Annotated in this window: 16 protein-coding genes; 10 read left to right on the plus strand and 6 right to left on the minus strand. The window is 61.9% G+C overall.

What is annotated here, in order from left to right; all coding sequences use genetic code 11:
* Nucleotides 1-104 precede the first annotated feature (104 nt).
* From PQR67_RS25015 to PQR67_RS25030, 4 genes are all read right to left on the minus strand, one after another.
* On the minus strand, nucleotides 105-233 hold the full coding sequence (locus tag PQR67_RS25015) for an MFS transporter small subunit (protein WP_408465143.1): 129 nt from the start codon (nucleotides 231-233) through the stop codon (nucleotides 105-107).
* 12 nt (nucleotides 234-245) lie between these two features.
* On the minus strand, nucleotides 246-1,649 hold the full coding sequence (locus PQR67_RS25020) for an L-lactate MFS transporter (protein ID WP_408465145.1): 1,404 nt from the start codon (nucleotides 1,647-1,649) through the stop codon (nucleotides 246-248).
* A 458-nt stretch (nucleotides 1,650-2,107) separates the two neighbouring features.
* On the minus strand, nucleotides 2,108-3,436 hold the full coding sequence (shiA, locus tag PQR67_RS25025; RefSeq protein WP_408465147.1) for a shikimate transporter: 1,329 nt from the start codon (nucleotides 3,434-3,436) through the stop codon (nucleotides 2,108-2,110).
* A gap of 239 nt (nucleotides 3,437-3,675) precedes the next feature.
* The gene (locus tag PQR67_RS25030; protein ID WP_408465149.1) at nucleotides 3,676-4,323 is read right to left on the minus strand and encodes a TetR family transcriptional regulator; all 648 of its coding nucleotides are present in this window, start codon (nucleotides 4,321-4,323) and stop codon (nucleotides 3,676-3,678) included.
* 164 nt (nucleotides 4,324-4,487) lie between these two features.
* On the opposite strand from PQR67_RS25030, the gene PQR67_RS25035 reads away from it, so the two are divergent.
* The 9 genes from PQR67_RS25035 to PQR67_RS25075 all read left to right on the plus strand — a co-directional run bounded on the left by PQR67_RS25035 (nucleotide 4,488) and on the right by PQR67_RS25075 (nucleotide 16,577).
* Nucleotides 4,488-5,675 (plus strand): MexX/AxyX family multidrug efflux RND transporter periplasmic adaptor subunit, encoded by a 1,188-nt coding sequence (locus tag PQR67_RS25035; RefSeq protein ID WP_408465151.1) that lies wholly within the window; start codon nucleotides 4,488-4,490, stop codon nucleotides 5,673-5,675.
* Between the two features lie 109 nt (nucleotides 5,676-5,784).
* Nucleotides 5,785-8,925, plus strand: coding sequence for a multidrug efflux RND transporter permease subunit (locus PQR67_RS25040; protein WP_408465153.1), 3,141 nt, complete (start codon nucleotides 5,785-5,787; stop codon nucleotides 8,923-8,925).
* The gene (locus tag PQR67_RS25045) at nucleotides 8,922-10,409 is read left to right on the plus strand and encodes an efflux transporter outer membrane subunit (protein WP_408465155.1); all 1,488 of its coding nucleotides are present in this window, start codon (nucleotides 8,922-8,924) and stop codon (nucleotides 10,407-10,409) included. The genes PQR67_RS25040 and PQR67_RS25045 overlap by 4 nt, the downstream gene beginning before the upstream one ends.
* Nucleotides 10,410-10,571: 162 nt before the next feature.
* Nucleotides 10,572-10,796 carry a hypothetical protein gene (locus tag PQR67_RS25050; protein WP_408465157.1) on the plus strand — a complete coding sequence of 75 codons (225 nt, stop codon included), beginning with the start codon at nucleotides 10,572-10,574 and terminating at the stop codon, nucleotides 10,794-10,796.
* Nucleotides 10,774-11,493, plus strand: a complete 720-nt coding sequence (locus PQR67_RS25055) for a GntR family transcriptional regulator (protein ID WP_408465159.1) — start codon at nucleotides 10,774-10,776, stop codon at nucleotides 11,491-11,493. Before PQR67_RS25050 ends, PQR67_RS25055 begins: the two co-directional genes overlap by 23 nt.
* 537 nt (nucleotides 11,494-12,030) lie before the next feature.
* The gene (locus tag PQR67_RS25060) at nucleotides 12,031-13,794 is read left to right on the plus strand and encodes a thiamine pyrophosphate-binding protein (protein WP_408465161.1); all 1,764 of its coding nucleotides are present in this window, start codon (nucleotides 12,031-12,033) and stop codon (nucleotides 13,792-13,794) included.
* Nucleotides 13,795-13,833: 39 nt separating this feature from the next.
* Entirely contained in the window at nucleotides 13,834-15,081 is a 1,248-nt protein-coding gene (frc, locus tag PQR67_RS25065; RefSeq protein ID WP_408465163.1) for a formyl-CoA transferase, read from the plus strand.
* Between the two features lie 18 nt (nucleotides 15,082-15,099).
* A complete protein-coding gene (locus tag PQR67_RS25070; RefSeq protein WP_408465165.1) occupies nucleotides 15,100-15,885 on the plus strand; it encodes a fumarylacetoacetate hydrolase family protein in 786 nt (261 codons plus the stop codon).
* Nucleotides 15,882-16,577, plus strand: coding sequence for an NAD(P)(+) transhydrogenase (Re/Si-specific) subunit beta (locus PQR67_RS25075; protein ID WP_408465167.1), 696 nt, complete (start codon nucleotides 15,882-15,884; stop codon nucleotides 16,575-16,577). The genes PQR67_RS25070 and PQR67_RS25075 overlap by 4 nt, the downstream gene beginning before the upstream one ends.
* 59 nt (nucleotides 16,578-16,636) lie before the next feature.
* Here the strand turns inward: PQR67_RS25075 and PQR67_RS25080 are convergent, their stop codons facing one another.
* Complete coding sequence (locus tag PQR67_RS25080) at nucleotides 16,637-16,951, minus strand: HAD family hydrolase (RefSeq protein ID WP_408465169.1); 315 nt, start codon at nucleotides 16,949-16,951, stop codon at nucleotides 16,637-16,639.
* A gap of 96 nt (nucleotides 16,952-17,047) precedes the next feature.
* On the minus strand, nucleotides 17,048-17,995 hold the full coding sequence (locus tag PQR67_RS25085) for a LysR family transcriptional regulator (RefSeq protein ID WP_408465171.1): 948 nt from the start codon (nucleotides 17,993-17,995) through the stop codon (nucleotides 17,048-17,050).
* 418 nt (nucleotides 17,996-18,413) lie between these two features.
* On the opposite strand from PQR67_RS25085, the gene oxlT reads away from it, so the two are divergent.
* A complete protein-coding gene (gene oxlT / locus PQR67_RS25090; protein WP_408465173.1) occupies nucleotides 18,414-19,754 on the plus strand; it encodes an oxalate/formate MFS antiporter in 1,341 nt (446 codons plus the stop codon).
* Nucleotides 19,755-19,756: the final 2 nt, after the last annotated feature.

Below are 19,756 nucleotides of genomic sequence, written 5' to 3' on the forward strand. Positions count from 1 at the left end.
AGGGGAGTATGAGAACGCGCGTTGCCGGCGCGGATAGATGAGTCGTTGGACCCGGCTGCTGCAGGCACCCCGCACATTGCATCGTGCGGGGTGCGGCGCAACATTTAGTTGAACAGCTTCAACGCTTGCGAGAGCGTATTGATCACGCCCCATGCCAGCGGCAGCGTCACATACAGCCAGAAGACGGCGAGCTTGACCTTGTTGGTCGGATGAACGGCTTGAACGGTCGACATGCGAGTCTCTCCTTAGGCGCCTTTGGCGAGTTGTGCGTCGGTCATGTGGTGCTTGTCGTCGACACGTTTGACCAGCAGGTTGCAGACGAAGCCGATCACCAGCAGCACGACCATGATGTGGATCGTCATCGTGTACGCATCCGCCTTGGCGACGCCGTGCGCCACCTGATAGGCGCGGATGTAGTTCACCAGCACCGGACCCGCAACCCCGGCCGCGGCCCAGGCGGTCAGCAGCCGGCCGTGAATGCCGCCGACGAACGCTGTGCCGAACATGTCCGCGAGATATGCGGGCACCGTCGCGAAGCCGCCGCCGTACATCGACAGGATCACGCAGTACGCCAGCACGAACAGGGCAATCTGGCCGGAAGACGCGAAGCCTGGCACAAGGTAGTACAGGACGGCGCCGAGCGCGAAGAAGATGAAGTAGGTGTTCTTGCGGCCGAGCCAGTCCGAAGCCGAGGCCCACACGAAACGGCCACCCATGTTGAACAGCGACAGCAGACCGACGAAACCGGCCGCTGCGGCAGCCGTCACGGTGCCCTTGAAGCTTTCCTGAATCATCACCGACGCCTGGCCGAGTATGCCGATGCCGGCGGTCACGTTGAGGAACAGCACCAGCCAGATCAGATAGAACTGCGGCGTCTTCAACGCCTGATCGATGTGCACGTGGTTACGCGAAATCATCTTCTTCTGGCTGGTCGTGGGCGGCGTCCAGCCAGCCGGCTTCCAGTCTGCCGGCGGCACGCGAATCGCGAGCGCGCCGATCGACATCGAAATGAAGTACGCAACGCCGAGCACGACGAACGTTTCGGCCACGCCGATGCTGGTCGCGCTGCGGAAGTGGTTCATCAACGCCACCGACAACGGCGCGGCAATCATCGCACCGCCGCCGAAGCCCATGATCGCCATACCGGTTGCCATGCCGCGACGGTCCGGGAACCAGCGGATCAGCGTCGACACCGGCGACACATAGCCGAGCCCAAGTCCGATCCCGCCGATCACGCCGTAGCCGAGATAAAGCAGCGCGATCTGGTGCAGATACACGCCGAGTGCGGAGACGAGGAAGCCGCCGCCGAAGCAGCATGCAGCGGTAAACATCGTGCGGCGCGGGCCGACATGCTCGAGCCACTTGCCGGCAAACGCCGCCGACAAACCCAGGAACACGATCGCCAGCGAAAAGATCCAGCCGAGCGACGTCAGCGACCAGTCGTCAGGGGCGGATTGCGTAATGCCGATGACTTTGGTCAACGGTCCATTGAACACGGAGAAGGCGTATGCCTGGCCGATACAAAGGTGCACGGCGAGTGCGGCGGGCGGAACCATCCAGCGCGAAAACCCCGGTTTCGCGACGGTGGCCTGTTTGGAAAAGAATGGGGATGAGCCTGAAGTGCCATTCGGCTCGGTGATACTACTCATGGTCGGTCTCCGGTGAGGAATTCTTTGTTATCGGCGCTTCATACACAATGCTTGAGTGTCACAGTGTAAAAATTACAGTTTGATATGACATCAATATATGAATTTGTATTTCATATGATGTACGCAAAATGGATATATCACCCGATTGGACGAACGATAGGGCGCGAGCATGGCCTTTGCAATATGAGATGTAAATACATAAGGAGTTAGCCTGGTGAAATACGACCGTAATCTGTCGAATTGCGGCAGCGCGACACGAAGCGTCGGAACGGATGACCGGAGGGGGATTGGGACGCCGGAATCGGCAAGAAGGCGGGGATAAGAAAGAAGCGGGCCGGCATTGGCACCTTCGCCAAGCCGGCCCGTCGCGACAATCAGTGAACAGTTTGTGGTGAGAACTGCGGTGAGAAGCGTGCTGAGAAGCGTGTTGAGAACCGCGGTGAGAACCGCGCGGTCAATCAGGCGACCGTGCGCCCGGTCTTCATCTTCGCCGCCACCAGCACCGAGATCAGGCAGCCGATTGCCAGGTAGGCCGCCACCGGATGCCAGGAGCCACCGGCAAAGCTGACCAGCGCCACCGCGATAAACGGCGTGAAGCCGCCGCCCACCACACTCGCCACCTGATAACCGACGCCCGCTCCGCTATAGCGATACTCGGTGCCGAACAGTTCGGTGAACATCGGTTGCTGCACGCTCACAACCATGTCGTGAGCGACGTTGGCGAGCATGACCGCGAAGATCACGATCCACACCGTCGAGCGTGCTTCGAGCGCGAGAAAGAACGGCACCGCGCTGAACATGCCGACCAGCGCGCCGATGATATACACGCGGCGGCGGCCGAAGCGGTCCGCCAGCCACGCAAAGCAGGGAATCGTCACACAACTCACCGCGCCGACCAGCAGGCCGATCGTGAGGAAGAACTCGCGCGGCATGTGCAGATTGGCGGTCGAGTAGTTCAGGGCGAACGCCGTCACGATATACATCGTGAACAGCTCGGCAAGACGCAGCGCGATGATCAGCAGGAAAGCCTTGGGGTGCTTCAGCAGGGCCTCGACGATCGGCAGCCGCACGCTGCGTTCGCCGTGCTGGCCGACCTTCTCGACGAACTCCTTCGACTCCTCCATGCTCGAACGAATCCACAGCGCGATCAGCACCAGCACCACGCTGAACAGAAAGGGCAGGCGCCAGCCCCAGTTCAGGAACGACGCGTTGTCCATCGAACGGCTGATGATCGCGACGAGGCCGGTCGAGAGCACCAGACCCACCCCATAGCCAACCTGCACGCCGCTGCTGTAGAACGCCTTTTTCTTCTCCGGCGCGCTTTCGACCGCCATCAACGCCGCGCCGCCCCATTCGCCGCCGACCGCGAAGCCCTGAATCGCGCGCAAGGTCACGAGCAGCACAGGCGCCCACCAGCCGATACTGGAGAAAGCCGGCAGCAGGCCGATCGCGGCGGTGGAAAGGCCCATCATCATCACGGTCAGGACCAGCATGCGCTTGCGCCCAAGCCGGTCGCCGTAGTGGCCGAACACGAAGCCGCCGAGCGGCCGGAACAGAAAGCCGACGCCGAAGGTTGCGAATGCGGCGAGCGTGCCCATCGCCGGGCTGACCTTCGGGAAGAACTCGGCATTGAAGACAAGCGCGGCGACGATGCCGTACAGCAGAAAGTCGTACCAGTCGACCACGGCACCGACAAAGCTGCCGAGCGCCGCCTTGCGTGCCTGGCTGCGCGCCGTGCCGTTGCCGGCGATCGCCGTTTTCGGCGCTTTGGGGATCGTGGTACTCATCAGGGTGTCTCCTTCGGATTCTCGGACTGCGGTTCGGGATCGCGCGGCGGAGAACCAGTGCCGGAATCAACGTTGTAACAAGCGTTGAAATAAGCGCCGGCCGCCGCCGACCCGTTGCAGGATTCCCGAAGGTTAATGATGCGATGCCCATCTCACAATCCGCATTCAATGCCAATTGCGCGATTATCGATCGCGTCTGCGCGAATAGCGCGCGTTTTACGCGTTTACACCAAGCTGTTTCAGCTTACGGCGCGAGGTTCCGTACGCCGTAGCCGCGCCGAATCGCGCAACGTGTCGATGCCGGCCAGCAGCAGCGCGTCGACGTCTTCCCACGGTGTGTCGCGCAGGCGGTCGGTCCACACCATCGTGCCGAAAATGCCTTCCACCAGCGACTGAAAATACACACTCGCGAGGTGCAGGTTGAGGGTGGCCGGCAACTCGCCGTTGGCGACCGCGCGACGCAGCAGGGCGGTCGTGATGCGCAGCGTCTGCTTGTCGTAAAGGGTGCGTCGCCGCAGCAATGGGGCGTTTTCTTCACTCTGCTCGCACTTCATATAGAGGATCTCGAGCACGCGCTGCACCGAACCCGATTCGATGCATTGCCGCAGATAGTGCAGCGCCGCCTCGCGCAGCGCCTCCAGTGCGGGGCCGTTCTCGGCCAATTCGAAACCCTCGGCGGCGCGTGCGAATGCACGGTCGCACATCGCGAGGCAGACCTCGATCTTGTTCTTGTAGTGTCCGTAGACCGCGCCGCGCGACACGCCCGCCGCGTCGGCGATATCGGCCATCGCGGTTTGCGCGACGCCTTTTTCCAGAAACACCAGCTCGGCGGCATCGAGGATGCCGTTACGTGTGTTCTGCGATTCCTCTTTCGTTTTGCGAGCCATTCGCACCAACCTTTCATTTTGCTGTCTCAACCACGCAACAGTCTTACGGGTTTTCGCTGTATTCAATCAGTCATGACTGATTATAATCGATCGCCTTTCGCGGACTGCCACACCGAGGTGGTGGCAGTCCGGCGGCGGGGACCGCTTCGATACAAAGGATTCAGATGAAAACCACACGCGCCATTCCAATCACGCTTGCCGTAGCAACCCTGCTCACGCTGCTCACGGGATGCGGCAAACAGAATCCGCAAGCCGATGCTGCGGTTGCCGCGCCGCAGGAAGTCGCGGTGGTGACGGTCCATCCGTCAGCCGTACCGCTCGGCGTCGAGTTGCCGGGCCGGCTCGAAGCATACCGGCAAGCGGAAGTGCGTGCGCGAGTAGCGGGCATTGTCACGGCGCGTCTCTATGAGGAAGGGCAGGAGGTGCGCAAGAACGCGCCTCTATTCCGGATCGACCCGGCGCCGCTGAAAGCCGCGCTGGACGTGGCTGCCGGCGCGCTGGCGCGCGCCGAAGCCAATGCGCTCGGCGCCACCGACAAGCGCAGGCGCTACGACGATCTCGTCACCGATCGCGCGGTAAGCGAGCGCGATCACACTGAAGCGCTGATCGAAGAACGCCAGGCGAAGGCCGAGGTGGCATCGGCACGTGCCGAACTCGAGCGGGCGCGGCTGCAACTGAGTTACGCGACAGTCACCGCGCCGATCGACGGCCGTGCCCGCCGCGCGCTCGTGACCGAAGGCGCGCTGGTCGGTCAGGATTCGGCCACGCCGCTGACCACGGTTGAGCAGATCGATCCGATCTACGTGAACTTCTCGCAACCGGCCGCGGACGTCGCAGCGTTGCGTCGCGCGATCGACACCGGACGCGTGCAAGGCGTCGCGCAGAAGGACATCAAGGTTTATCTGATGCTGCCTGACGGCAGCGAATACGAGCAGACCGGCAAGTTGCTGTTCACCGACCTCGCGGTCGACCCGGGCACGGATTCGGTGGCGATGCGCGCGCTCTTTCCCAATGCACAGCGCGCATTGTTGCCCGGCGCCTACGTGCGGATCAGGCTCGATCGTGCGATCGATACCGCGGCGATCGCGGTGCCGCGCGATGCCGTCAGCCGCACGGCGGATGACGCAACGGTCAAGATCGTCGACGCCGCGAGCAAGGTGGCGGTGGTGCCCGTGCAGGTCAACGAGTTGAAGGGCCGCAACTGGCTTGTGACGCGTGGTCTGAAGGGCGGCGAGCGCGTCATTGTGGAAAACGCCGCGACGCTTGCGCCCGGCACCGTCGTCACGCCGCGCGAACGCAGCGAACGTAGTGCGGACCAGCCAGGCGCTGCGAAGGCGCCGGCCAGCACGTAGTGGATGAACCGGCTGGTTCCCGCCAATTGAATTGCGCAACGCGCAACCGGCCACGCTGCGTCGCCAACACGCGCCGCGACGGTCGAAACACAACTGATCAGAGAGCACCATGGCTCGATTTTTTATCGATCGCCCCGTCTTCGCGTGGGTGATTTCGTTACTCATCATGCTCACGGGCATCTTCGCGATCCGTGCGCTGCCGGTCGCGCAGTACCCGGACATCGCGCCGCCCGTGGTCAACATCTGGGCGAACTATCCAGGCGCGTCGGCGCAGGTCGTCGAGGAATCGGTGACCGCGGTGATCGAGCGCGAGATGAACGGCGCACCGGGTCTGATGTATACCTCGGCGACCAGCAGCGCCGGCTCGGCATCGATCACGCTGACCTTCAGGCAGGGCACGAATCCCGATCTGGCCGCCGTCGAAGTACAGAACCGTTTGAAGACGGTCGAGGCGCGTTTGCCGGAGCCGGTGCGGCGCGACGGCGTCTCCGTTGAGAAGGCGGCGGACAACATCCAGCTTGTCGTCACGCTGACTTCCGACGACGGCCGCATGAACGAAGTGCAACTCGGCGAACTCGCGTCGGCGAATGTCGTCCAGGCGTTGCGGCGTGTCGAAGGCGTCGGCAAGGTGCAGTTCTGGGGCGCCGAATACGCCATGCGGATCTGGCCCGACCCGATCCGCATGGCCTCGCTGAATCTCTCCGCGTCCGATCTGGTCGCGGCGATCCGCAGCCACAACGCGCGCGTGACGGTCGGCGATATCGGCAACCAGGCAGTGCCGGACTCGGCGCAGATCAGCGCCACCGTGCTCGCGGGCGGTCAACTGAGTACGCCGGAGGCATTCGGCGGCATTGCGTTGCGCACCCGGCCGGACGGCTCGGCGCTGTATCTGCGCGACGTGGCGCGGGTCGAATTCGGCGGCAGCGACTACGCGTTCACGTCACGCGTCAACGGCAAGACCGCGACGGGTATGGCGATCAAGATGGCACCGGGTTCGAACGCGGTCGCCACCGTCAAGCGCGTGCGCGAGACGATGGACCAGTTGAAGAAGTATTTTCCGCCGGGCGTGAGCTATCAGATTCCGTACGAGACCGCGTCGTTCGTACAGATCTCGATCCAGAAAGTCGTCAGCACGCTGATCGAAGCCGGCGTTCTCGTGTTCCTCGTGATGTACCTGTTCATGCAGAACATCCGCGCGACCCTGATCCCGACGCTGGTCGTGCCGGTGGCGTTGCTCGGCACGTTCGGCGTGATGCTGGCGCTGGGTTTCTCGATCAACGTGCTGACCATGTTCGGCATGGTGCTGGCGATCGGCATTCTGGTCGACGATGCGATCGTGGTGGTCGAGAACGTCGAACGGATCATGGCTGAAGAAGGGCTATCGCCGTACGACGCGACGGTGAAGGCGATGGGCCAGATCAGCGGCGCGATTATCGGCATCACGGTGGTGCTGACCTCGGTGTTCCTGCCGATGGCGTTTTTCAGCGGCGCGGTGGGCAACATCTACCGGCAGTTTGCGTTGTCGCTGGCGGTGTCGATCGGGTTTTCGGCGTTTCTCGCGCTGTCGCTCACGCCGGCTTTGTGCGCGACGCTGCTCAAGCCGGTCGCCGCCGGTCATCATGAAAAGCGCGGTTTCTTCGGCTGGTTCAACCGGATGTTCGCGCGCATGACAGGCCGCTACCACAGTGCGGTCGTGAAGATTCTGCGCAAGCCAGTACGCTGGATGACGGCGTACGCGGCCATCGGTGCGACCGTGGCCATGCTGTTCACGGGTCTGCCGAGCGCGTTTCTGCCCGACGAGGACCAGGGCAACTTCATGATCATGGTGATGCGCCCGCAAGGCGCGACGATGGCGGAAACGATGCAGAGCATCAAGGCCGTGGAGGCTTATCTGCTCGACAAGGAGCCAGTCGAATACGTATATGCGGTCGGCGGCTTTAGTAATTACGGCAGCGGCCCGAGCAGCGGCATGATCTTCTCGACGCTGAAGAACTGGAAAGACCGTAAGGATGCCCAGGCACATGTGCAGGCCATCGTCGAACGCGTGAATCAGCGTTTTGCGGGCACGCCGGACACCATGGTATTCGCGATGAACTCGCCCGCGTTGCCGGACCTCGGCTCGACCAGCGGTTTCGATTTCCGCTTGCAGGACCGCGGCGGCGCCGGCTACGCGGCGCTGGTGGCGGCGCGTGAACAATTGCTGGCCGAAGGCCACCGGCAGACCGGCATTACCGATCTGATGTTCGCCGGTCAACCGGACGCACCGCAGATCGTGCTCGACATCGATCGCAACAAGGCCGCGGCGATGGGCGTGACGATGGACGAGATCAACACCACGCTTGCCGTCATGTTCGGCTCCGACTACATCGGCGATTTCATGCACGGCTCGCAGGTGCGGCGCGTGATCGTGCAGGCGGACGGACGCAATCGCGTCGACGTCGACGATGTGCGCAAGCTGCGCGTGCGTAATGCGGCGGGCGAGATGGTGCCGCTCTCGGCGTTCGTCACGCTGCAGTGGCGTGCGGGGCCGCCGCAATTGACGCGCTACAACGGTTACCCGTCGTTCACGCTGAATGGGTCGGCCGCACCCGGACACAGCAGCGGCGAAGCGATGCAGATGATGGAAACGCTGGCGGGCAAATTGCCGGCGGGGATCGGTTTCGACTGGTCGGGGCAATCGTTCGAAGAGCGCCTGTCGGGCTCGCAGGCGCCGATGCTGTTTGCGCTGTCGGTGCTGATCGTGTTCCTCGCGCTCGCGGCGCTGTACGAAAGCTGGTCGATTCCGCTCGCGGTGGTTCTGGTCGTGCCGCTCGGCGTGATCGGCGCGGTGCTGGGCGTGACGCTGCGCGGCATGCCCAACGATATCTACTTCAAGGTCGGCCTGATCGCGACGATCGGCCTGTCGGCCAAGAACGCGATCCTGATCGTCGAGGTGGCGAAAGATCTGTACGGCGAAGGCATGACGCTGATCGACGCAACCCTCGAAGCCGCGCGTCTGCGCTTGCGGCCGATCGTGATGACATCGCTGGCGTTCGGCGTTGGCGTGGTGCCGCTCGCGTTCGCCACGGGCGCGGCATCCGGCGCGCAGATCGCGATTGGCACAGGGGTGCTGGGCGGCATTATCAGTGCGACCGTGCTGGCGATTTTCATGGTGCCGCTGTTCTTTGTGGTGGTCGGGCGTCTATTCAACGTCGGCAAGCGCCGGCGTCCTGGTCCGGCCGCGACGAATGCAATGGAGATACAGGAATGAAGTGCGTTTTGAAGCAACAAGACCCGAGGCAAAGACCGGCGCAAGAGCCGGCGTACGCCGGGCAGGTGGCGCGCTCGGCGCTGGCAGGGCTGCTGATGGCGCTCGCGGGCTGCTCGATGGCGCCGCGCTATGAACGTCCGTCAGCGCCAGTGCCGCAGGCTTTTCCCGTGGCAGTGGCAATGGCGGTGACGGACAATCACGTGAGCAGCGACTCCACTGTGCAGGATCTCGATGACTGGCGTAGCTACTTCACCGACCCGGCGTTGAACCGTCTGATCGAGATGGCGCTCGCCAACAACCGCGACCTGCGCACCGCAACCTTGCGCATTCAGGAAGCGCGCGCGCTGTATGGCATCCAGTTCGCGGAGCGGCTGCCTTCTGTCGATGGCACTGCCAGCTACAACCGCGGCCGGACCGTGGATCCGTCACTCGGTGAAAACGTGGTGGCGAGCCAGTATCGCGCGGCGCTTGGCGTGAGCGCCTTCGAACTGGACGTGTTCGGACGCGTGAAGAGTCTGTCGGACGCCGCGCTGGCCGAGTACCTCGCCAGCGTCGAGGCGCAACGCGCCGTGCAGATCAGTCTGATTGCCGAGGTCGCGTCGGCGTATGTCGCCGAGCGCGCGCTTTACGATCAGGAGGAACTGGCACGCCGCACGCTCGCCGCGCGTGAAGGCATCTACGCGCTGACAAAGCGCCGCTATGGCGCGGGCATGAGTACCGCGATCGAGTTGCGCACAACACAGATGCTGGTCGACTCCGCGCGCGCATCGCTGGCTGCGCTGGCGCGCGAGCGCACCCAGGCGGCGAGTTCGCTGCAACTGCTGCTGGGCGATTTCACCGTCGACCTGCAGCGCACCGCGCCGGTGCTCGACGACCTGACGATGATGCCGGTGGCGGCCGGCTTGTCGTCGGATCTGCTGACACGCAGGCCGGATATTCGCGAGGCCGAACAGCGCCTGAAAGCCGCGAACGCGAATATCGGCGCAGCACGGGCGGCCTTCTTTCCGAGCCTGCGCATCACCACCGAAGTGGGATCGGTCAGCGATGGCTTTTCCCGACTGTTCGCAGGCGGCTCGGGCGTATGGTCGTTCGCGCCGCAACTGACATTGCCGATCTTCAGCGGCGGGCGTAATCGCGCGAACCTCGATCTTGCAACGGTGCGTAAAGACATCGCGATCGTTGGCTACGAAAAGACGATTCAGACTGCTTTTCGCGAAGTGGCTGACGCGCTTGCCGCCCGTGACCAGATCGATGCGCAAGTCGATGCACAAAAGGGCGTCTATGAGGCGGACAATGAGCGGATGCGGCTCGCGCAGCGGCGCTACACGAGCGGTGTAGCGACCTATCTGGAATTGCTCGATGCGCAACGCAGCCTGTTCGAGTCGGGGCAGGAGCTGATCCGTCTGAAGCAGTTGCGCCTCACCAACGCGATCGCGCTGTACCGGGCGCTGGGTGGCGGATGGGCGAAAGAGGGCAGCGCGTGATCGCGGGGCAATGCCGGCGGGTTGCGCGTCGGGCGATCCGTGCTACCTTGGATTGATGTTTGGAAGCAACAGTGTCTGATATACTACATACAGAATATTGATTGATGCGGCGTTGCAGCATATGATTGAGCTATCTGTTCACTCAATCATTCGGAGTTGCAAATGGAATTTGTTCCTCTCGCGCTGCTGGCCGTCGCTGTTGTGGGTTTAGGCTCGGCCGCCACCGTCCTGTTGACCCGCTGGATTCCGCAGCCGGTTGCGCAACTCGCAGCGCAGCATGGCCGGTTCGTCGGTTTGGGCGAACAGAAGGCCACCATGACCGGGGCGGCGCCGTATCGTGCGCATGTTCAACAAGAGGCGATGAATGTCGTCAGAACTTCGAACTGAAGCAGTGGCCACACCCTTGACGTTGGCGTTGCAGCCGATTGGCGCGAGTGCAAGCTTGCGCGATCAGGCGTATGCGATGCTCCGCCAGGCCATTGCCGACGCGGATATCTATCAATCTCGCGAAGAAATCCGTCTCGACGAGCGGGTGCTGAGCGAATCGCTGGGCGTGAGCCGCACGCCGGTGCGCGAGGCGATGACGCTGCTCGAACAGGAAGGTTTTCTGCGCATGGTGCCGCGGCGCGGCATCTATATCGTGCGCAAGAGCAAGCGTGAGATCGTCGAAATGATCCAGATGTGGGCCGCGCTCGAAAGTATGGCGGCGCGTCTTGCCACGCTGCACGCCACGGACGAGGAAATCGCCCGCCTGCGCCACATGTTCGACAATTTCCGCGACGCCACGCCGGCGGAGCACATCGCCGAGTATTCCGACGCCAACATCGCGTTCCATCAGGCGATCGTCGAGTTGTCGAAATCTCAGATCATTCTCGACACGATCAAGAACATCTTCATCCACGTGCGGGCGATTCGCCGCATGACCATTTCGCAGAGCGACCGCGCGTCGCGTTCGATCGTCGACCACCTGCGCATTATCGAGGCGTTGGAGCAGCGCGACACCGAACTTGCCGAGCGGCTTACGCGTCAGCATTCGCTCGATCTCGCGGCGTTTGTCGAAGCGAATTGCGATTTTCTGGATTGATGACTGCTTAGGTACCTGGTTGGGTGCCTGCTTAGGTGCCTGATTGGCGCGACGGATCAAAAAAAGCCTGCGGTGATGTGTTCACCGTGGGCTTTTTTGTTTTTCCGATCTGGCTGTGGCAGCCGAGGCCGGCCTGCAAATAGCGCTGTGCTGTGGCATCTGAATCCCCCCGATACCGCGTTCAGCGGGCGTCTATGGCTCACATCCGTGAGTGCTCCCGTCTCGTCGCCCGGCAGCGGAAATTGCGCAGTAGGGGATAAGCCTTGCTTGACGATCTGTGAAATATGGTATGTGATATATCAAACGATGAAGAGGCGAACACTCGCTCAGTGTTTTCCCTCGGATCGAGCGGGGCGGCGTAATGCCGTTCCGCTGCAACGTAGTGCAGTCAAGCATTTGGCACAAAAGCGCCGGATGGTCACGTCTTGAAGTTGAGCTTGATTGAACGTGATATATCACATACGGTATGTATCGCTGATGGCCGACATAGGGTGTATGGGACCAGGGTAAGAGCTTTGCATGGGACAGGAGACGACTATGTCCGCAGTTGTTTCATCCGGGAATTCCGTCACGGGCAGCACGACGGCCGAAGATACGCTCAAGCAGAAGACTCGCGATGCCGGCGTTGTCTCAGGCGGGCATCTGGTGGCCAAGGCGCTGAAGAACGAGGGAGTCGACACGATCTTCACCCTGTGCGGCGGCCACATCATCGACATCTACGACGGCTGCGTCGATGAAGGAATTCGCATCATCGACGTGCGCCACGAGCAGGTCGCCGCGCACGCGGCGGACGGCTACGCAAGGCAGACCGGCAAGCTCGGCTGTGTGGTGACGACGGCGGGCCCCGGTTGCATGAACGCGGTGACGGGCATCGCGACTGCGTTCCGTTCTGAAAGCCCGGTCCTGCATATCGGCGGACAAGGCGCGCTGACGCAGCACAAGATGGGCTCGCTGCAAGACCTGCCGCACGTCGACATCATGGCGCCGATCACCAAATTCGCCGCCAGCGTGCCGAGCACCGAGCGGGTTGCCGACATGATCTCGATGGCGGCGCGCGAATGCTTCAACGGCGCGCCCGGTCCGGCATACCTGGAAATTCCACGCGATGTGCTCGACCGCGAAGTGGAACTGACGCGCGCAGTGGTGCCGCAGCCGGGCCACTATCGAGCCTCGACCCGGTCGATCGGCGATCCGCGCGATATCGAGAAGCTGGCCGACATCCTCGTCGATGCCGAACGGCCCGCGATTCTGTACGGCCAGCAGGTATGGACCGCGCGCGGTCATGAAGAAGCAATTGCGCTGCTGCGCGGCCTCGACATTCCCGGCTACTTCAACGGCGCAAGCCGCGGACTCCTGCCGCCGGGCGATCCGCATCACTTCGACCGCACGCGCTCGCAGGCTTTTGCGAATGCCGACGTGCTGATCGTCGTCGGCACGCCGTTCGATTTCCGCATGGGTTACGGCAAACGCATCAGCCGCGAGTTGACGCTGGTGCAGATCGACATGGATTACCGCACGGTCGGCAAGAACCGCGATATCGATCTCGGTCTGGTCGGCGATCCGGGCGCGATTCTGGCTGCCGTTTTGCAGGCGGCGAGCGGCCGTCTCAAAGGCGACAAACGTCAGGCGCGACGCACATGGATGGCGCAGTTGCAGGACGCCGAAGCCGCCGCCACCGAAAAACTGATGCCGCTTTTCAAGTCCGACAGCACGCCGATCCACCCCTATCGCGTCGCCTACGAACTCAACGAATTCCTCTCCGACGACACCGTGTACATCGGCGACGGCGGCGACGTCGTCACGATTTCCGCGCAAGCGGTGCGTCCCCGCCGTCCTGGTCAATGGATGGACCCGGGTGCGCTCGGCTCGCTCGGTGTCGGCACGGGCTTTGCACTCGCCGCCAAACTGGCGCATCCGCACAAAGAAGTGCTGTGCTACTACGGCGACGGCTCGTTCGGCATGACCGCGTTCGACATGGAAACCGCCAACCGTTTCGGCGCGCCGTATCTCGCGGTGATCGGCAACAACTCGGCGATGAATCAGATCCGCTACGGCCAGCTCGCCAAATACGGTGAAGCGCGCGGCAACGTCGGCAATCTGTTGAGCGACGTGCCGTTCGGCAAGTTCGCGGAAATGCTCGGCGGCCACGGCGAAGAGGTGCGCGATCCGGCGCAGATAGCCGGCGCCTTGCAGCGCGCTCGCGAAGCGATTCATCGCACGGGCCGCTCGGCGATCGTGAATATCTGGGTCGACCCGCGCGAATACGCGCCGGGTACAAAGAATCAAACCATGTACAAGTAAAACGCGAACTTCACCAACAATCTGGATGGGAGACAAGACATGAGTAAAGCACTCGACGGCGTGCGCATTCTCGATTTCACGCATGTGCAATCGGGCCCGACCTGTACGCAGTTGCTCGCGTGGTTCGGTGCGGACGTGATCAAGGTGGAGCGCGCCGGTGCCGGTGACATCACGCGTGAGCAGCTACGCGATATTCCCGACGTCGACAGCCTGTACTTCACGATGCTCAATCACAACAAGCGCTCGGTCACGATCGACACCAAGAACCCGGAAGGCAAGCTGGTGCTCGAGGCGCTGATCCAGAAGTGCGACGTGCTGGTGGAGAATTTCGCGCCGGGCGCGCTCGACCGCATGGGTTTCACATGGGAGCGCATTCAGGAATTGAACCCGCGCATGATCGTGGCTTCGGTGAAGGGTTTCGGCCCGGGTCCTTATGAGGACTGCAAGGTCTACGAGAACGTCGCGCAATGCGCGGGTGGCGCGGCCTCGACCACCGGTTTCGACGATGGTCCGCCGGTGGTGACCGGCGCGCAGATCGGCGACAGCGGCACGGGTTTGCATCTGGCGCTTGGTATTGTCACGGCGCTGTATCAGCGCACCCAAACCGGGCGTGGGCAAAAGGTGCTCGCCGCGATGCAGGACGGTGTGCTCAATCTGTGTCGTGTAAAGCTGCGCGACCAGCAGCGGCTCGAACGTACCGGCACGATGAAGGAGTATCCGCAATATCCGAACGGGAGCTTCGGCGAGGCGGTGCCGCGCGCGGGGAATGCTTCGGGCGGTGGCCAGCCAGGCTGGATTCTGAAATGCAAGGGCTGGGAGACAGACCCGAATGCGTATATCTACTTCATCACGCAGGCGCCGGTGTGGGCGAAAATCTGCAACGTGATCGGCAAGGAAGAATGGGCCACCGATCCGAACTACGCGACGCCCGCCGCCCGCTTACCGCATCTGAAAGACATCTTTGCCGAGATCGAGCGCTGGACCATGACCAAGACCAAGTTCGAGGCCATGCAGATTCTGAACAAATACGACATTCCATGCGGGCCGATCCTGTCGATGAAGGAGATCGCCGAAGAGCCGTCGCTGCGCAAAACCGGAACGATTGTCGAAGTGGACCACCCAACTCGGGGAAAATACTTGACGGTTGGCAATCCTATCAAACTGTCAGATAGTCCGACCGAAGTCAAACGCTCGCCGTTGCTGGGCGAACACACCGACGAGGTGATGACTGAACTCGGCTACTCGCCCGAACAGATCAGCGCATTGCGGACCGCCGGCGCAATTTGACAGATCAAGGAGCGATGTATGGATACGTGGATGCGTTTCATGTCGAGCGACGGTGGCGTCGTGTTCGGCCGGGTGGAAGGCGGTTATCTGCACGAGTACGAGAGTCTCGATCAACCGGTTCCGACCGGCGCTGTATTGTCGACGCGTGCGCTCACGCCGCTTGCGCCGTGTGCGCCCGGCAAGATCGTTGCGCTGTGGAATAACTACCACGCGCTCGCGGCGAAACTAGACAAGCCTGTGCCGGCGCATCCGCTATTTCTGCTGAAGCCGGCGGGATCGGTGATCGGCTCGGGCGATGCTATCCGGCGGCCGCCCAGTTACGCGGGCAAGATCGTCTACGAAGGCGAACTCGGTATTGTGATCGGACGGCGCTGCCGCGATGCGAGTGCGGAAGAGGCCGCGGCTTCGATCTTCGGCTATACGTTGGTCAACGATGTGACCGCAGCCGATCTGCTGAACGAGAATCCCCATTTCCCGCAGTGGTGCCGCGCAAAGGGCTTCGATACATTCTGCAGTATCGGACCCGCGATCGTCTCCGGTTTCGACTGGCGCACCGCGCGTCTCGTGACGACGCTCGACGGTGTCGAGCGGCAGAACTATCCGCTTGCCGATATGGTGTTTTCGCCTGCGGAGCAGGTGCGTCTGATTTCGCAAGACTTGACGCTCGAACCGGGTGATGTGATTGCGTGTGGCACGTCGGTCGGCGTTGGATCGATCAAGGACGGCGCCACTGTGACGATCGCGGTCGAAGGAATCGGTTCGCTAAGCAATACGTTGGCCGTGGCGTGTGGGGTTGCGCTATGACGCGGCGGCCCGGGTTCGTGGCGTTGTTTGGCAGCGCTATCGGACTCGCCGTTGTGTTGGGCGGCTTCGCCTGCTATCTGTCGGCGACAGGAACGGCGAGGGCGACGGTAACCGCGACGGCGCGGGCGAATGTCGAGCGTATCGAGCTCTATGCGGCGGTTTTCGTCGGTGCGCTGGTTTTTGCCGCGTCTGCGATCGCGTTCTGCACACTGCGCGGTACGCTGGATCTGCGCGCGGCGGCGCGTCCGGGCCACGGCGTCGTCAATGTCTCGGCGCTATTGCTGTGTGGCTGGCTTGGCTATGGTTTTGTGACCGAACAGGGCGAGCCGGTCGGGCTCGCTGCGCTGCTTGCGATGAGCGTGCTAGCCGCCGCGCTAGGTACGCATCTGATGGCGAACCGCGCCTATTCCAGCAATCCCGGTGCTCACGCATTCACTGGACGCCGCCGTGCGCGCGGTGATGCACGTTGTCACGCGGGAACGCTTGAACGGCAAGGACTGTTGGCGCGCATCGAATGGCACGGTGGCGAAGAACAGACATGGGCGTTGCGTGAGATAGTGCCCGACATGGTGCGCGCGGCGGCATACCGGCACCGCCGAGGATGGCATGACCTTGGGAGCGTGATGAGCACACACAAGCGCGGTCCCATCCGGCAACACGCCACTCAACGCGCGACGTACCGTCAAAGATGAAGACAGGGAGACGTCAGGCGGAAAACCGGATGAATGGCGGGACCGTCCTGCCGGAGTCTCTATTCGTTCGTTTCGCCTGCTGCCGCGAACTCGCTGTAGTACCTGAGCTTCTTGCTCAAGATCATCTGGGCAAGGAACTCGGCGTCATACGCCCTGTGAAGATGCGAGTGAAATCGCTCGATATAGGCCGTAATACGCGCCGCTTCACTGTTGAACTCCTTCAGTACCTCGAGTGTGGCCTGGTCCCAGCGAAAGCGCAGACCAAGGTCGCTGAAGGCGGCGTTGAACGCGCTCAGATGGGCGTCGTCGGGGCTGGTCACGGCAGCGCGTGCGGACCGCGTGCCGGCATGAGTTTCAAGCGGAGCGTGATGCATGATCGATCTCCTGAACTGACAAGTAAGGGAACTCACTTGCAGCATAGGGATACTGATCAGTTTGAAATAGTCAAAGTTTCAATGGATTTGCATAACCTACTGCTTATAGACGCTCAATTCCTTCACGCGGGTGATTTTCTCGATGAGACTCGCGCCTTCCTCCATCAGGAAGCGTTTGAAGGCGACGGCAACCGGCGGCAGGCGCTTGTTCTTCCGATGCACGACGTACCAGTTGAGCATGACCGGAAAGCTCTCGACGTCGAGCACGACCAGATGGCCGAGCTGCAATTCGAGACTGATCGTATGCGCGGACAGGAATGCGATACCCATGCCGGCGATCACGGCCTGCTTGATCGTCTCGGTGCTCTTGATCTCCATCGCGATCTTGAGATTGGCGAGACGGCCGGCGAAGCCTTCCTCCATGGAATTCCAGGTGTCCGAGCCGCGCTCGCGCACGATAAAGGCCTCGCTCGCCAACTGGCTCATCTTGATGTTGCGCTTGCGCGCGAGCGGATGCGTGGGCGCCGCCACGATCACATAAGGGTGCGGCGCGAACGGCTCATTGGTCGCGTCGGTTTCGTGCGGCGGGCGCACCATCACCGCGAGATCGGTCTGGTTAGTCGCGAGTTGATGCAGCAACTCCGCGCGATTGTGTACCGCGAGATTGAGCACGACGCCCGAGTAGCGCCGCGTGAATTCAGCCAGCACCCGTGGAAAGAAATAGTCGCCTGCGCTGATCACCGCGACGTTCAGCTTGCCGCCGGAAACGCCCTTGAGCTGGCCCATCGCCTCGTCGACTTCATGGAACTGCTGAATGATCGCGCGGCTGTAGTGGAGCATCTCGGTGCCGGCCGGCGTCAGATAGATTTTTTTGCCGAGTTGCTCGAACAGCGGCAGCCCCGCGTGTTCCTCGAGTTGCCGGACCTGGGTGGAGACGGCGGGCTGCGTCAGATGCAATTCCTCCGCGGCGCGCGAGAAGCTCAGGTGGCGCGCCACCGTTTCAAAGACCTTCAGTTGCCGCAGAGTCGCATTGCGCATTGTCATGGCCAATGTATAAGCAAATGTGAATCAACATAATAACAAACTTTAATTATTAGTTATTCAGCAATGACCCTAGCATGGACCTGGATTAGAAGCGGAATTGCCGGTGCGTTACTCAATGTGGTACCGGACGTAGTACTCGACAATCCTCGGCAATCCTCGGGTTAACGCTTGGATTTGAGGTGTGACGGGCTCAGAAGCAGGAATTGATGCGGCACCGATGTTGAATTGATCGGAATAAAAGATCTGCGCTGAAAAGCGATGATTCAGGTAGCCCAGCTTTCGAATAATGCGAATTAAAGACGCAAATATTAAATATTCCCGAATGGCAAGGCTATTCGGGTCATAACCAGAAAGTGAGACGCATGGAGTGGGGCGCAACGGCCGGCCGCACTCCATAAAAATGGCGGAGACAAGGCGCATGGACGATATCACTCAGCAGACCACGCCCCGCGTGTTCTGGGCGGGCCGTTGGTGGCAGCTCGTCATCGGCATGATGTGCATGGCCCTGGTGGCCAATCTGCAATACGCATGGACATTGTTCGTCACGCCGATGAATGCGCGGCATCACTGGGGGGAGGCGTCGATTCAACTCGCCTTCGCTATTTTCATTCTCACTGAAACGTGGCTCGTGCCGGTAGAAGGCTGGCTGGTCGACAAGTTCGGGCCGCGCCCGGTGGTCGCGGGCGGTGCGGTATGTGCGGGCCTCGCATGGGTCATCAATTCATACGCGACGACCTTGCCGATGCTGTACGTGTCGGCGGTCATTGCCGGGATCGGGGCGGGCGGCGTGTACGGTACGTGTGTCGGCAATGCGTTGAAGTGGTTTCCGGATCGCCGCGGTCTTGCGGCCGGTTTGACCGCAGCGGGTTTTGGCGCCGGCGCGGCCGTCACCGTGATTCCGATCGCCAACATGATCACGCGCTCGGGGTATGAGCACACGTTCTTCTTCTTCGGCATCCTGCAGGGTGTTTGCATACTTGGGCTCGCGCTGCTGTTGAAGAAACCGGTCTTGCGCCAGCACACCGCGCCGAAGAAAAAGTTCGCGGTCACCAAGGTCGATTACACGCCGGGCCAGATGATCAAAACGCCGGTGTTCTGGGTGATCTACGTGTCGTTTGTCGCGGTCGCGGCGGGCGGCCTGATGGCGACGGCGCAAATCGGTCCGATCGCGAAAGACTGGGGGATCGCACGCATCCCGATGACGATCTTCGGCATGACCTTGCCGCTGCTCACCGCCACGCTTTCCATCGACAATGTCTGCAACGGCTTTACCCGTCCGCTGTGCGGTTTCATTTCCGACAAACTCGGCCGTGAAAACACGATGTTCGTGATCTTCATCGGCGAGGGCCTTGCGCTGCTCGGCCTCATGCAATACGGCAGCAACCCGTATGCGTTCATGACGTTCGCTGCGTTGATCTTTCTGTTCTGGGGCGAAATTTTCTCGATTTTCCCGGCGATCTGTGCCGACACCTTCGGCAGCAAATACGCGGCGGCCAATGCGGGCACGCTCTACACCGCGAAGGGTACGGCGTCGCTGCTGGTGCCGATTGCTTCGGTATTGTCGGCAACAGGGGGCTGGAATCTTGTCTTTATCGTCTCCGCGATCGTCACGATTGCCGCGGGCATCTCGGCGAAGTTCATTCTTTCACCCATGCGTTCGCGCTGGATCGAATCGCATAACGAACCTCAGGGCGCGCTCGCGGTTGCCGGCAGTAAGTCCTCACGGCTTAGTCAGTGGCCTGAGCAGACAGGCGAATAAGG

The sequence above is a fragment of the Paraburkholderia fungorum genome, from assembly GCF_046026025.1.
GTDB lineage: Bacteria > Pseudomonadota > Gammaproteobacteria > Burkholderiales > Burkholderiaceae > Paraburkholderia > Paraburkholderia fungorum_E.

Bases quoted from the DNA above. Each gene is read 5' to 3' on its own strand.
- PQR67_RS25015 (WP_408465143.1), bottom strand. From the start codon at position 233: ATGTCGACCGTTCAAGCCGTTCATCCGACCAACAAGGTCAAGCTCGCC.
- PQR67_RS25020 (WP_408465145.1), bottom strand. From the start codon at position 1,649: ATGAGTAGTATCACCGAGCCGAATGGCACTTCAGGCTCATCCCCATTC.
- shiA (WP_408465147.1), bottom strand. From the start codon at position 3,436: ATGAGTACCACGATCCCCAAAGCGCCGAAAACGGCGATCGCCGGCAAC.
- PQR67_RS25030 (WP_408465149.1), bottom strand. From the start codon at position 4,323: ATGGCTCGCAAAACGAAAGAGGAATCGCAGAACACACGTAACGGCATC.
- PQR67_RS25035 (WP_408465151.1), top strand. From the start codon at position 4,488: ATGAAAACCACACGCGCCATTCCAATCACGCTTGCCGTAGCAACCCTG.
- PQR67_RS25040 (WP_408465153.1), top strand. From the start codon at position 5,785: ATGGCTCGATTTTTTATCGATCGCCCCGTCTTCGCGTGGGTGATTTCG.
- PQR67_RS25045 (WP_408465155.1), top strand. From the start codon at position 8,922: ATGAAGTGCGTTTTGAAGCAACAAGACCCGAGGCAAAGACCGGCGCAA.
- PQR67_RS25050 (WP_408465157.1), top strand. From the start codon at position 10,572: ATGGAATTTGTTCCTCTCGCGCTGCTGGCCGTCGCTGTTGTGGGTTTA.
- PQR67_RS25055 (WP_408465159.1), top strand. From the start codon at position 10,774: ATGTCGTCAGAACTTCGAACTGAAGCAGTGGCCACACCCTTGACGTTG.
- PQR67_RS25060 (WP_408465161.1), top strand. From the start codon at position 12,031: ATGTCCGCAGTTGTTTCATCCGGGAATTCCGTCACGGGCAGCACGACG.
- frc (WP_408465163.1), top strand. From the start codon at position 13,834: ATGAGTAAAGCACTCGACGGCGTGCGCATTCTCGATTTCACGCATGTG.
- PQR67_RS25070 (WP_408465165.1), top strand. From the start codon at position 15,100: ATGGATACGTGGATGCGTTTCATGTCGAGCGACGGTGGCGTCGTGTTC.
- PQR67_RS25075 (WP_408465167.1), top strand. From the start codon at position 15,882: ATGACGCGGCGGCCCGGGTTCGTGGCGTTGTTTGGCAGCGCTATCGGA.
- PQR67_RS25080 (WP_408465169.1), bottom strand. From the start codon at position 16,951: ATGCATCACGCTCCGCTTGAAACTCATGCCGGCACGCGGTCCGCACGC.
- PQR67_RS25085 (WP_408465171.1), bottom strand. From the start codon at position 17,995: ATGACAATGCGCAATGCGACTCTGCGGCAACTGAAGGTCTTTGAAACG.
- oxlT (WP_408465173.1), top strand. From the start codon at position 18,414: ATGGACGATATCACTCAGCAGACCACGCCCCGCGTGTTCTGGGCGGGC.